This is a genomic window from Streptomyces sp. NPDC048483, assembly GCF_040651455.1.
GTDB lineage: Bacteria > Actinomycetota > Actinomycetes > Streptomycetales > Streptomycetaceae > Streptomyces.
Genome location: NZ_JBEZJZ010000049.1, coordinates 21,410 through 34,702 on the forward strand (window position 1 = coordinate 21,410; position 13,293 = coordinate 34,702).

Below are 13,293 nucleotides of genomic sequence, written 5' to 3' on the forward strand. Positions count from 1 at the left end.
TCCACCAGCCCCCTTGAGTCGGAGGGCGGTACCCCCCTGAAGGGGGGTACCGCCCTGGTCTGCCGGTGCCGGAACTCAGGCCACCAGCGACTCTTCCTCCCCGGTGAAGGTGCGCCACAGCTCGGCGTACCGGCCGTCGCGGGCGAGGAGTTGGGCGTGGGTGCCGTCCTCGGCGACCCGGCCCCGGTCCATCACCACGACGCGGTCGGCGCGGGCGGCGGTGGTCAGACGGTGGGCGACGACCAGTGTCGTACGGCGGCCGACGAGGCGGGCGGTGGCCTGGTTGACGACGGCCTCGGTGGCGAGGTCCAGGGCGGCGGTGGCCTCGTCCAGCAACAGCACGTCGGGGTCGACGAGTTCGGCGCGGGCCAGGGCCAGCAGCTGCCGCTGACCGGCGGAGAGGTTACGGCCGCGCTCGGCGACCTCGTGGAGGTAGCCGCCGTCGAGGGTGGCGATCATGGCGTGCGCGCCGACGGCGCGGGCGGCGGCCTCCACCTCGGCGTCGGTGGCGTCCGGGCGGCCGTAGGCGATGGCGTCGCGGACCGTACCGGCGAAGAGGTACGGCTCCTGGGGGACGACGCCGAGCCGGCGGCGGTAGTCGGTCAGATCCAGGTCACGCAGGTCGGTGCCGTCGACGCGGACGGAGCCCGAGGACGGGTCGTAGAACCGCGCGACCAGCTTGACCAGGGTGGACTTGCCCGCACCCGTCTCGCCGACGAAGGCCACGGTCTGACCCGCGGGAATGGTCAGGTCTATGCCTGCCAGCGCCTGTTCGGCCTGCTCCCCGTGCGTGCCGTAGTGGAAGTGCACACCGTCGAAGGCGATGTCGCCGCGCAGCGCCGGCACCTCGCGCGGCCGCTCGGCGGCCGGGGTGGTGGTCGGCTCGCGCAGCAGTTCCTGTATGCGGCCGAGCGATACGGAGGCCTGCTGATAGCCGTCGAAGACCTGGGAGAGCTGCTGTACGGGGGCGAAGAACAGGTCGATGTAGAGCAGGTAGGCGACCAGCGCACCGGCGGTGAGCGTGTTGTTGCCGACCCGGTCGGCGCCCACGATCAGCACCAGGGCCGCGGCGACGGACGACAGCAGCTGGACGAAGGGGAAGTAGACGGATATCAGGAACTGGCCGCGGACGCGGGCCCGGCGGTAGTCGGCGCTACGGGCCGCGAACCGCTCGGCGCCGCGTCCCTCGCGCCGGAAGGCCTGGACGATCCGCAGTCCGGCGACGCTCTCCTGGAGGTCGCCGTTGACGACACTGATCCGCTCACGGGCGAGTTCGTACGCCTTCACGCTCTGCTTGCGGAAGAAGTATGTGCCGATGATCAGTGGCGGGAGGGTGGCGAAGACGAGCAGGGCCAGCTGGACGTCGATGGCGAGCAGGGCGACGAGTATGCCGAAGAAGGTGAGCACCGAGACGACGGCGGTGACCAGGCCGGTCTGGAGGAAGGTGGACAGGGCGTCCACGTCCGTCGTCATCCGGGTCATGATCTTGCCGGTCAGCTCGCGCTCGTAGTAGTCGAGGCCGAGGCGCTGGAGCTGGGCGAAGATCTTGATGCGGAGGGAGTAGAGGACCCGCTCGCCGGTGCGTCCGGTCATGCGGTTGGAGCCGATCTGGGCGGCCCATTGGGCGAGCACGACGATCAGGGCGACCACCGCGGCCGTCCAGACGCCGGCCAGGGCGCCGCGGCGGACGCCTTCGTCGATGCCCTGGCGGATCAGGATCGGGACGAGCAGTCCGGCGATGGCGTCCACCGCGACCAGCGCAAGGGCGATGAGCAGCGGGCCGCCGAAGCCGCGCAGCAGCCTGCGCAGGCCGTAGGAGCGCTCGGGGCGCACGGCGAGGTCCTCGTCGATGTCCGGTACGTCGGTGGCGGGCGGCAGCGCGGCGACCTTGGCGAGCAGTTCGGGTGTCGCGGGCATACCGGCCAGCGCGGCGCCGAAGGCGGGCCCGGCCGCCGCAGCTGCCGCGGGCGCCGGGGCGGCCGTGCCCGGCTCGGTGCCGTGCGGACGGCGGACCCACAGCTCGGGGGTGATGGTGCCGGCCGCCCTGGTCCGGGCGGCCTTGCCATCGGAGGCAGGGCGCTCGGCGGGGTCCGCGGCGACCTCGTCCGCCTCGAGCTCGTCCACACCCAGCGCATCCGCTTCGAATTTCAGCAGGCCGGTGGCCGCGTACTCGCCGGTGAAGGCACCGGCCAGCTCGCCCGCCGGGTCGTGCTCGACGTCGCCCAGCTCGTCCGGGTCGGTCAGCAGCCTGCGGTACAGCGGACAGCGGAGCTCCAGCTCCTCCTGGGTGCCGATGTCGACCAGCCGCCCGCCGTCGAGGACGGCGACCCGGTCGGCGAGTGCCAGGGTGGAGGCGCGGTGCGCGATGAGCAGGGTCGTGCGGCCCTGCATCACCCCGCGCAGCGCCTCGTGTATCTCGTGCTCGACGCGGGCGTCGACCGCCGAGGTGGCATCGTCCAGGACCAGCAGCCGGGGGTCGGTGAGGATGGCGCGGGCCAGGGCGACGCGCTGGCGCTGGCCGCCGGAGAGAGTCAGCCCCTGCTCGCCGACCTTGGTGTCATAGCCCTCGGGCAGCTCGGAGATGAAGCCGTCGGCCTGGGCGGCGCGGGCGGCGGCGCGCACCTGCTCGTCGGTGGCGTCCGGGTGGCCGTAGACGATGTTGTCGCGTACGGAATCGGAGAACAGGAAGCTGCTCTCGGGAACGAGGCCGATGGCGGCCCGCAGCGAGTCCAGGGTCAGATCGCGTACGTCGTGGCCGCCGACCAGGACCCGGCCCGCGGAGACGTCGTAGAAGCGGGGCAGCAGCAGCGAGACGGTGGACTTGCCGCTGCCGGAGGTGCCGACGACGGCGACCGTCTCGCCGGCTTCGATCCGCAGCGAGAAGTCGTCGAGGACGGGACGAAGGGCGGGAGCGGCCGGCTTGCCGGGGGTGGCGTCGGCGTCTTCGGCCTTGTCTGCGTCTTCGGCCTTGTCGGCGCTGTCGGCGTCTTCGGCATATGTCGGTGCGTAACCGAACGTCACTGCGTCGAATTCGACGGTGGCCGGGGCGTCGGCGGGCAGCTCGTGGGCGTCCGGCCGCTCCTGGATCGACGGCTCGGTGTCGATCAGCTCGTAGACCCGCTCCACACCGGCGCGTGCCTGCTGGCCGACGGTCAGCATCATGGCCAGCATCCGGACCGGTCCGACGAGCTGGGCGAGGTAGGTGGAGAAGGCGACGAAGGTACCGAGGGTGACCTGGCCCTGGGTGGCCATCCAGCCGCCGAGGGCCAGCATCGCGACCTGGCCGAGCGCCGGTACGGCCTGCAGGGCGGGGGTGTAGCGCGCGTTGAGGCGGACCGTCCGCAGCCGCCCGGCGAACAGCCTGCGGCTGACCTCGCGCAGCTTTCCGGTCTCCTGTTCCTCCTGCCCGAAGCCCTTGACCACACGGACGCCGGTGACCGCGCCGTCCACCACGCCGGCTACCGCGGCCGCCTGGCCCTGGGCGTACCAGGTGGCAGGGAAGAGACGTGCGCGGCTGCGCTTGGCGATGTACCAAAGGGCCGGCGCGACGGCCAGCGCGACGACGGTGAGCAGCGGCGAGAGGATCGTCATCACGATGAGCGAGATCAGGAAGAGCAGAACATTCCCGATCATCATCGGGATCATGAAGAGCAGGCTCTGGATCAGCTGAAGGTCGCTGGTGGCGCGGCCGACGACCTGGCCGGTGCTCAGCTCGTCCTGCCGGCGGCCGTCGAGCCGGGCGATGGAGGTGAACATCCTGGTCCGCAGATCGTGCTGGGCGTCCAGCGCGAGGCGGCCGCCGTAGAAGCGGCGGATATAGGTGAGGCCGTAGACGACGACCGCGGCGACGATGAGCAGCGTGGCCCAGGGTGCGAGGGAGCGGTCGTGCTGGACGATCACATCGTCGATGATCAGCTTCGGTACGAGCGGGACCAGCGCCATCACGGCCATCCCGGCGAGCGAGGAGCCCAGCGCGAGCAGCACGTTCTTTCTGTACTGCCAGCAGTCGCGCGTCAGCCGCCGCGCCCAGCCCTGTCGGTCCTCATCCGTCCCCGCCACCCGATGCCTCCCGCATCTCGACCTGTACCAACAGTCAGCAACATCGCGCGGAGCGGATTTCATCCCGCTGCAACAATCCCGGCAGGAATGGGGGATGACCCTGACCCGGCATCGGGGACGTCTCAGGGTCGGATGCGGGACATCCCTGATGGTCCACAGACCGCACTTCGGTCACGCTGAGTGACATGAAGAAGCAGATGCGTCATCGACTCGCGGCGGGACTCGCAGGCGCCGCCGCCACGGCCTTGATCGTCGGCACGGCCACGCCCGCCGCGGCCGCCGAACCGTCCGCGCCGCGCCCCTCCCCCTCATCCGGCTCATCCCGCTCGTTCGACTCGTTCGACTCGTTCGACTTCCGCGACTGCCCCGCCCTGCCGCCCGGCGTCGATGCCGCGAAATGGCGATGCGAGGTCTTCGTGATGAAGAGCAGCCTCAGGATCGGCGCGCTGGACGTCCCGGCCCTCGCCCCGATGACCGCCACGAACGCCGAAGGCCCCCTGCCGGACGGCAGCCGTGGCCAGGTCTTCGGCGGCCTGCGCTCCGCAGCCACGCGCGTGGCCGGGCGGCTGCGGATCCAACCGCAGTACGCCGGGTTCTCCGACTTCTACTCGGACGGTGTGCACAGAGGCGCGCTCGACATGAGCTTCCGCCTGCTGCACCCGCTGCTCGGCGAGCGCTGCTCGATAGGTGCGGATACGGACCCGGTGAAATTCCGGTTCCTCCAGGACGGCGGCACGGAGTGGGTTTCCAGGCAACCGCCGGTTCTGAGGTTCGCGGTCCACGACGCCTCGTTCGCCGCACCGCGCTCCCACGCGGTTGCGGGCCGCGCGGCAAGGTGCTCGACAAGCGGCTCGGCCTGCCGGCGCCCTCCGGGCGGAACAAAATATCGGCGACCGCCGTCTACACCTTCCGCTCGTACAGCGAGCTGCCGGTGGGCCAGGACCCCCGGCCTACGGGTCACCCACAGCGGCCTTGCGGACCGTCAGCTCCGTAATGCCTGGAAGCTTCTTAGGCCTGCCGGCGGCCGGCCCGGCCTCCTCGCCGTGCACCACTACACGGACGTAGCGGGCCGGTGTCCGGCCCGAGTAGCCGGTCCCGTGCCAATGCCTACCGTCCTGCGAGACCTGTGCGACGTAGGACTTGGGGCGGGTCGCGGTCCAGTGCGGGGTGATCTGGCCGATGACGGTGATCCGGCCGAGGTCGACGGTCAGGGTGGCGGTGGAGTTGTCCGGCGTCCAGGCGGTGGCGGCGTTGCCGTCCACGGCTGCGGCCGCGTACATGCCGGGTTCTTCGGAGGCCGCCACGGCGGGGACGCAGCGGGCGGCGTTGGAGGTCGCGGCCAGGTCCGGGCGGCGCGTCTTGAGGACCGCGGGCAGGCCCCGGCTCACCACCTTCTCGCCCTCCGGGGTGGCGATCCGCATCGGTGCTCCGGCCGTCAGCCGCACGGTGGTGTGGTGCGCGCCGAGCGCGATCTCGTACGTCCGCCCCTGCCAGTGCAGGCCACGCAGGGTGACACCGTCGGACAATTGTGGCGGCAGCATCGGGTCCAGACGCACCCGGTCCTCCTCCATCCGCAGGCCCGTCAGCCCGTGGGTGAAGGTCTGCAGGAAGCCGCCCTTGCCGGTGAGGAAGTCCTGCGCGGGCCGGCCGGCGTGCGGGTCGCCGGCGCCTGCTTTGCCGCCGCGTGCCTCGGAGAACTGCGCGAACGACCCGCGGACGAACGGCTTGATGGCGCGCAGCAGGTAGGTGTACGTCGCACAGCCGGGTTCGCCGAGGCCGGCGGCGTCGATGGCGTGCACGGAGTCCGTCATGGCCGGGCCGTCCGGGTCGGTGTGCGCGGCGTAGTAGTCGAGGGTGCTCGCCGCCTGTCGCCGCGACATGGGCCAGTCCAGCGGGTACATCAGCAGCACGGTGTCGGCCTGTTTGATGGTGGTGCCGCGGTAGCCGGTGTACTGCTGGAAGACCTTGCTCCTGGTGTCGTAGGGGATTTGGAGCTTGTCGGCGATGGCCGTCCAGGAGGCCGGGGCGTGCTCGCCGAGGACGGCGGCGGCGCGGGTGGCGTGCCGCAGCGCGGTGGCGGCGCCGGCGTTGGTGAAGACGCCGTCGTTGACGCCGTTGCTGTACTCGTCGGGGCCGGCGACGTTCTTGACCGAGTAGCTGCCGTCGGCGTTACGGGTGGCCCGCGAGGCCCAGAATTCGGCGATGCCCTTGAGGACCGGCCAGCCGTGGGACCGCAGCCAGGCGGTGTCCTTGGTGGCCAGGTAGTACTGCCAGGCGGCGAGCGAGATGTCGCCCATGAGGTGGTTCTGGGTGCGGCAGTGCGGCGGGTCCCAGCTGTGGCACTCGTTGCCCAGGTTGCCCTTGCTGCCGCTGGTCCAGGGGTAGAAGAGGCCGTCGTAGCCGAGCTTCTCGGCGTTGGCGCGGGCGCCGGCCCGGGTCCGGTAGCGGTAGTCGACGATCGACCGGGCGAGTACGGGGTGGCTTGCGAGGAGGCCGGGGTACATCCAGGTCTCGGCGTCCCAGAAGATCTCGCCGGCGTAGTTGTCGCTGGTCAGGCCGGTGGGGCCGATGCTGTTGCCGCTGTGGGCGCGGGTGCTGGACAGCAGTCCGTACTGCGCGGAACGCACCCAGGACTGGAGGTCGCGCTGCCCCTTGACCTCGATGTCGGAGCGCCACAGCCTCCGCCATGCCGCCGTATGGCGGGCGAACAGCGCATCCCAGCCGCGGCCCGCGGCCCGGCGGGAGGCGGCGTACGCGGCGGCCTGCGGGGAGCGGGAGGTGAGCGCGGTGTCCACGCCGACGTACTTGGTCAGCTCGTACGAGCGGCCGCTGCGCACGGGGAAGGTGACGCCCTGGCGGCTGCTCAGCTTGGCCGGCCGCGTCGCCTGCAGGGGCCGGGCGGAGTGGACATGGGGTCCTGGCCGCAGAGTGGAGGCCACCGCGCCGTCGGTCTTTGTGCCGTCCGTGCGGAAGGCGACCTCCATGGTGCCGCCGGCGGTGGCGGCGCCACGGGCCGGTGTCACCCGGCGGGCGCCGCGGCCGTCGAGGATGTCGGTGACGGTGGCCCGGCCGGTCCAGTGGGGCGTCATCCGCAGCCGTACGGCTGCGGCGTGGGCGTCGTTGCGGTCGGCGAGGACGTCGTAGACCAGGTCGGTGGTGCGGCCGTCGGCGGCCTTCCAGGTGAGCGAGGTGCGGAGGAAGCCGCAGCGCAGGGAGAGCGTCTGGCGGTAGTGGGAGATCCGGCCGGGTGGGGTGGCGGAGGAGAAGGTCTCGGGGTGCGGGCCGCCGGTGGTGACGTCGAGAGTGGTCCAGGTGGGGATCGCGGCGATGGCCTGGCGGCCCGCGAGGTTCTCCGGCCCCTTGGCGTACAGGCCGGAGACAAAGGACCCGTCGTATGCGGGGGTCTTGAGAGGCCAGCCGGTTTTGCCGCCGGGGGCCGCGTATCCGGTGCCGTTGGGCGGCACCCGCTGCCCGAGATAGCCGTTGCCGACGAAGGCATGGTAGGTGTCCCGGGGGTCGATCCGGGTGGCGGTTGCCGCCCATCCCGGGCCCGTGCACCCGCCGTGGGTCAGGGAGCCGGCCGGTGCCGATGCCCGGACCGAGGCCGGATCCGGGACCGGTCCCGGGTCGGGAACGGAGGCCGACGCGGGTGCCAGTACGGCGACCACCGCTCCGGCGAGCAGCGGGGCGACCAGTTTGCGCGTCCGGCGGGCGGCGGGCCCGGGCGGCCGCGGGCGTGCCGCTGTCCGTGCCGACCGGTTCCCGGAATGTGGGGAGTGATCCATGGCTCTCCGTCGTACGTGTGTGGCCGCCCGCACCCCATGCTCGGGCACAAACGCCCTGAACGCCGCTTCGGACGCCGCGAAGCCAGAGCCTCGTGGACGTCTGGGCACCTTAAGTCCCCACGCCCGCCCGGGTCATGCAATCGGCCGCGGCACCTCACCCACACCGCATCGACCGCGCCGCATCATGCGCCAGATCACACCCGCCAAATCACTTCCGATTGGTCAATAGGCCCTCACTTACGGCAGACTTTTAGACTGACCAGTCAGAACAAAGGAGGGGTTGTGGACACCACCCGTCAGGGGGCGGCGGTCAGCGCCAGGGGAATCGGAGTGGAGGGCCCACGGGGATGGGCCTTCAGAGGTGTCGACGTTTCCGCGGACCCGGGCGCGCTGATCGCCGTCCTGGGCCCCTCGGGATCCGGCCGTACGTGTCTGCTGCTCGCGCTCACGGGGCGGATGCGGATCACCGAGGGCCAGGCGACGGTCGCCGGGTTCCCGCTGCCGAAGCGGATGGGGACGGTGCGCGGCCGCACGGCCATCGCGCACGTACCGGGCGTCGCCGACCTCGAACCGGCCCTCACGGTCGGCGAACACCTCCAGGAACAGGCCCTGTTGGGCCGTCGCCTCAAGGGTTCGCTGCCCTGGGGACGCCGTCGCAAGGAGGCCACCCGGGCCCGTGTCGAGGCCGCGCTGGCGGCCGTCGGGCTCGACCCCGGCACCCTGCCCAAGGGCCTGCGGACGACCGTCCGCGATCTGGAGCGGCTCGAAGCGCTACGGCTGTCCATCGCGCTCGCGGTGATGCACGGCCCGCGCCTGCTGGCCGTCGATGACGTCGATCTGAAGCTGTCCCCGCCTGAACGCGCCCTGGCCTGGCAGCTGTTGCGGGACATCGCGCGGGAGGGCACCACCGTCGTCGCCGCGGGCAGCGATGCCCCGGCGGACGCGCTGCTCGTCCGCACCGCACCGATGGACGCCGAGCCGGCCGTCGACGCCAACGAGCACCAGGCGCCCAGGGGCCGGAACAACGACCAGGACAAGGACAAGGAGGAAGCACCCCATGCGTTCGCCGAAACTGGCCGCGCTTGAGCTCAGGCGCTTCGGCAGGGGAAAGCTCCCCCGGCTGGGCCTCGTCGCCCTGATGCTGATCCCCCTGCTGTACGGAGCTCTGTATCTGTTCTCCTTCTGGGACCCCTACAGCCGCCTCGACAAGATCCCGGTGGCATTGGTCAACGACGACCGGGGCGCCACCGCCGACGGCAAGAAGATCACCGCGGGCTCCGATCTGGCGAGGAACGTCAAGGACAGCGACACCTTCGACTGGCAGGAGGTCAGCTCCGCGGATGCCGCCAAGGGCCTCGAGGAGGGTACGTACTACCTCTCGCTGACCGTCCCGAAGAACTTCAGCGAGCGGATCGCCTCCAGCTCCGGCGACTCACCGCAGGCCGGCGCGCTCCGGGTCCGTACGAACGACGCCAACAACTACATCGTCGGCTCCATATCGAAGACGGTGTTCTCCGAGATCCGGGCCAAGACCTCGGCGAAGTCGTCGCGGGCCTTCCTGGACAAGATCTTTGTGTCGTTCTCCGATCTGCACGACGAGACGGAGAAGGCGGCGGACGGCGCCAGGAAGATCGAAAAGAATCTGGGCAAGACCAGGAAGGGCTCCGGCGATCTCGCGGACGGCCTGGGCAAGCTCGGCAAGGGCGCCGGGGACCTGCGTGACGGGGCCGGCAAGGCACACCAGGGCGCCGAGGACCTCAAGAAGGGGGTCGGCACCGCCCAGTCCAAGATCAAGCAGCTGAGTGAGGGCGCCCGCCAGGTGGCGGACGGCACCCAGAAGCTCGCCAACACGGCCAACGGGCTGGCCGGGCAGGCCCGTCCGGTCCTCCAGAAGTACGCCAAGGACCTCGGCGAGAAGGCCCGGTGGGTGGCCGGAACCTCCCGTGCGCTCGCCGCCGACCTGCGCAAACTGCCGCAGGGGACCGCGGACGCCGCCGCGGACGCACGGCAGTCCGCCGACGAGATCGCCTCGCTGTACAACCAGCGCTGCGGGGGCACCGTCACTCTCGACGCAGACTGCCCGGCGCTCAAGAAGGCCCGGGACGCCACCGCCTTCGCCGCCCGTACCGCGGAGAAGGTCAACTCCGTCGTCGTCGCGCACTCGTCGGAGATCGACAAGCTGACCGGCGATCTGCACACCCTGGACAAGGTGGCCACCGAGGTCGCCGACCGCGCGCCGACCGCCGAGCGGGACCTCGACGCCGCTGTCGCCGACATCAACCGGCTCAACGGCGGCGCCCACCGGGTGTCCGACGGCGCGGGCAAGATCGCCGCGGGCACCGGGCAGCTGGCCGACGGCGCGGGCCAACTCGCCGACGGCACCGGCAAGGTGGCCGACGGCGCGGGTCAGATACACAACAAGCTCGGCGACGCCAAGGAGGGCGCCGACAAGCTCACCGGCGGCCTGTTCAAGCTGAAGGACGGCTCCAACCAGCTGGCCGACGGGCTGCACAGCGGCGTCGCCAAGATCCCGGACTACAACAAGAAGGACCGTGACGCCCGCACCGAGGTGATGGCCGACCCGGTCGAACTGGCCGCCAAGTCGATGCACAAGGCGCCCAATTACGGCACCGGACTGGCGCCGTACTTCATCCCGCTGTCGCTCTGGGTCGGCGCGATGGTCGCGTTCATGCTGCTCCAGCCGCTGGGCAAGCGCGCGCTGGCGGCCGGTGCACCGGGCTGGCGGATCGCGCTCGGGTCCTGGCTGCCGGCCTTCGCCATCGGCGTCGTCCAGGTGCTGGCCCTGATGGCCGTACTCCACTGGGGCCTCGGCCTGGAGATGGCCCGCTCGGCCGGCACCGTCGGCTTCCTGCTGCTGGCGACGGCCGCCTTCACCGCCATCATCCAGTTCTTCGGCGCCCGGTTCGGGCCGGCGGGCCGGGTGCTGACCCTGGTGGTGCTGATGCTCCAGCTGACCTCGGCAGGCGGCACCTACCCGGTGCAGACCAGCCCCGGCTTCTTCGCCGCCATCCACCCGTTCCTGCCGATGAGTTACGTCGTCGACGGTCTGCGCCGGCTGATAACCGGCGGCGACCTCGCCATCGTCTGGCAGGGTTCGGCGGTCCTGGTGGCCTTCACCCTGGGCGCGCTGGCGCTCACCGCGCTGACGGCGCGCGGCCGGCAGGTCGTACGGATGAAGGACCTGCACCCGGAGCTCAGCCTGTAGTCGAAGGCGGAGCGGCCCTGAGCCGACGGGGAGGGGCCGGCGCCGCACAGGCGCCGGCCCCTCTCGCCTTCCCTGCTCCGCATCCCCCTGGCAGCAATATCGTCATCTCCAAGCTCAGCGGCGAGATGACCGCCGTGCCGGACTTCCCACCGGAGTCGGCCATCGAGGTCTGCCGCCGGTGGTACCGGCCGAGCACCTCGCCCTGACGCACCCCGGCCGGAACCGGGTAACGGCACGGCGGCCTCTGTCGGTGACACCCTTGTGACAACCAACGTCTTGAGGTGATAGGGGAGTTTGCACGTAAACTTTGTCCAACGTTGGACCGTGCACGACGACGAACCGTACGTGCGTCACGAGCAGGGGAACGGGGGCCGCCATGGCCGGAGATGGACTGCAGGCGGACGTACCGTCACTGAAGGCCGGGGGCAAGGATTTCACCGGGATCGGACGGCGCTATCAGTCCGCGGTGGACACGCTGCAGAGCGCGCTGACCGGCCTGGAGGGCCAGGACACGCCGCCCTGGGGCGATGACGACATCGGTGAGAAGTTCGGCGTGGTGTACGAGGGCCTGCGCGACGGCATGTACGAGTCGATGGGGCATCTGGCCGCCAAGCTCCAGGAGATCGGCGGCGCCCTGAGCACCATGGCCGGCAATCACCAGGCCGACGAGGACTTCAACGACTCCTTGATGCAGCAGCACATCGCCAACGCCGAGGCCGAGAGCGGGCAGATCACCGCTCTCAAGTCTCCGCACGTCTGAGTTCGCACCGCCTGCACCGCCCGCGCCGACCGCGCCGCCCCACCCCGCCCCGCGCTCCTTCGCCGTACCCGCCATAGAGCTTCGCCGTTCCAGGGGGGATTGCCGCAATGTCGCTCATGCTGCCCGACTGGGCCGAGTGGGTTCTCGAGATGCTTGGCTTCGACTGGCCGACGGGCGACGAGGACAAGATGCAGGAGTCCGCCGAGAAGTGGCGGGACTTCGCGCGTGCCGTCGAGCAGCTGCAGGCCGAGGGGGTCTCCGCCGCCGGCAATGTCCTGTCCGCCAATTCCGGCGACAGCATCGACGGCTTCAGCAAGACCTGGGAGAAGTTCTCGGGCAGCGGCTCGGGCTACCTCGACGATGCCCGTACCGCCGCCGAACTCATCGCCTTCGCGCTCGACGCCGGCGCCGTGATCATCATCGGCATGAAGGTCGCGGTCATCGCCCAACTGGCCATCCTTGCCGCGGAGATCATCGCGGCCCAGGCCGCCGCACCCTTCACCCTCGGCCTGTCCGAAATCGGCGCCGCGGGCGCCACGCAGGCCACTCGCCTGATCGTGCGCCGCATCCTCAAGGAAGCACGGGAGGCCCTGGTCGAGGCGATCATGGAGACGCTCAAGGAGCCCGCCGTCTCGGCGCTGGAGGCCATGATCTCCGACGCCATCGCCCAGGGCATGAACATGAACTTCGGGGCCCAGCAGGGCTTCGACGTCGGCCGCAGCGCGAAGGCCGGTGCGGAGGCGGGCGTGGACGCCCTCAAGAACTCCGGCCAGACCTTCACCGAGGCGCTGCGCGACGGCGCGGGCGCCAGGGCCGGCCACCACGCCCGTAACGGGCTGGATCACGCCGCCGGGCGGGGCGGCGGCGAAGACGCCGGCGGGGACGGCGGGGGCTCGAGCGAGACCAGCGGGTCCGGGAGCGGCTCCGGCACGGGGGCCGGGAGCGGCTCCGGGAGCGGCTCCGGGAGCGGCGACGGTGGTGGCTCGGGCAGCGGGTCCGGATCCGGCAGCGGGGGTGGCTCCGGGGAGTCGAGCGGTGGCACCGGCGGTACGGGCGCGAGCGGTTCGGGTGCCGGCGGTACGGGCGCAGGAACCAGCGCCGGCAGCGGCAGCGGCAGCGGCAGCGGCAGCGGCAGCGGCAGCGGCAGCGGCAGCGGCAGCGGCGCCAACTCCACGCATTCGGGCGGTGATTCCGGCGCTACGGGCGGCGGTTCCACGAGCACGCCGTCCACCACCTCCGACAGCTCCTCCCCCGGCCCGGACGGCAACCGCAACGTCCCCCAGGCGCAGCCCCTTCCGCCCCCGGACCAGCGCACGGCCTTCGACGAGGGCTACACAGGCGGCGGCAACCACAACCCGTACGGGAACTCCACCGCCCCGGACTCGAGCCCCACCCCCGACTCGGGCAGCCCCGCCCCGGACGCCTCTCGCCCCACCGCGGACCAGGTGAGCACCCAGCCGGCC

Annotated in this window: 6 protein-coding genes and 1 pseudogene; 4 read left to right on the plus strand and 3 right to left on the minus strand. The window is 71.4% G+C overall.

Features of this window, described 5'->3' with window-relative positions:
• Positions 1-75: 75 nt before the first annotated feature.
• The 3 genes from AB0D04_RS23625 to AB0D04_RS23635 form a co-directional block, all read right to left on the minus strand.
• A complete protein-coding gene (locus AB0D04_RS23625) occupies positions 76-4,059 on the minus strand; it encodes an ABC transporter ATP-binding protein (RefSeq protein ID WP_362706604.1) in 3,984 nt (1,327 codons plus the stop codon).
• Between the two features lie 317 nt (positions 4,060-4,376).
• The gene (locus tag AB0D04_RS23630; RefSeq protein WP_362706606.1) at positions 4,377-4,841 is read right to left on the minus strand and encodes a hypothetical protein; all 465 of its coding nucleotides are present in this window, start codon (positions 4,839-4,841) and stop codon (positions 4,377-4,379) included.
• Between the two features lie 168 nt (positions 4,842-5,009).
• Positions 5,010-7,844: a discoidin domain-containing protein gene (locus AB0D04_RS23635; RefSeq protein ID WP_362706609.1), complete on the minus strand. Its 2,835-nt coding sequence runs from the start codon at positions 7,842-7,844 to the stop codon at positions 5,010-5,012.
• Between the two features lie 282 nt (positions 7,845-8,126).
• Between AB0D04_RS23635 and AB0D04_RS23640 the strand changes: the two genes are divergently transcribed.
• The 4 genes and pseudogenes from AB0D04_RS23640 to AB0D04_RS23655 form a co-directional block, all read left to right on the plus strand.
• Entirely contained in the window at positions 8,127-8,930 is an 804-nt protein-coding gene (locus tag AB0D04_RS23640; RefSeq protein WP_362706612.1) for an ATP-binding cassette domain-containing protein, read from the plus strand.
• Positions 8,902-11,070: a YhgE/Pip domain-containing protein gene (locus tag AB0D04_RS23645; RefSeq protein WP_362706614.1), complete on the plus strand. Its 2,169-nt coding sequence runs from the start codon at positions 8,902-8,904 to the stop codon at positions 11,068-11,070. Before AB0D04_RS23640 ends, AB0D04_RS23645 begins: the two co-directional genes overlap by 29 nt.
• 376 nt (positions 11,071-11,446) lie before the next feature.
• A complete protein-coding gene (locus AB0D04_RS23650) occupies positions 11,447-11,830 on the plus strand; it encodes a hypothetical protein (RefSeq protein WP_362706617.1) in 384 nt (127 codons plus the stop codon).
• 107 nt (positions 11,831-11,937) lie between these two features.
• Positions 11,938-13,293: pseudogene (locus tag AB0D04_RS23655) on the plus strand (hypothetical protein); the annotation flags it as partial.

Coding starts and splice junctions, on each gene's coding strand:
- AB0D04_RS23635 (WP_362706609.1), bottom strand. CDS start 7,844: ATGGATCACTCCCCACATTCCGGGAACCGGTCGGCACGGACAGCGGCA.
- AB0D04_RS23645 (WP_362706614.1), top strand. CDS start 8,902: ATGCGTTCGCCGAAACTGGCCGCGCTTGAGCTCAGGCGCTTCGGCAGG.
- AB0D04_RS23650 (WP_362706617.1), top strand. CDS start 11,447: ATGGCCGGAGATGGACTGCAGGCGGACGTACCGTCACTGAAGGCCGGG.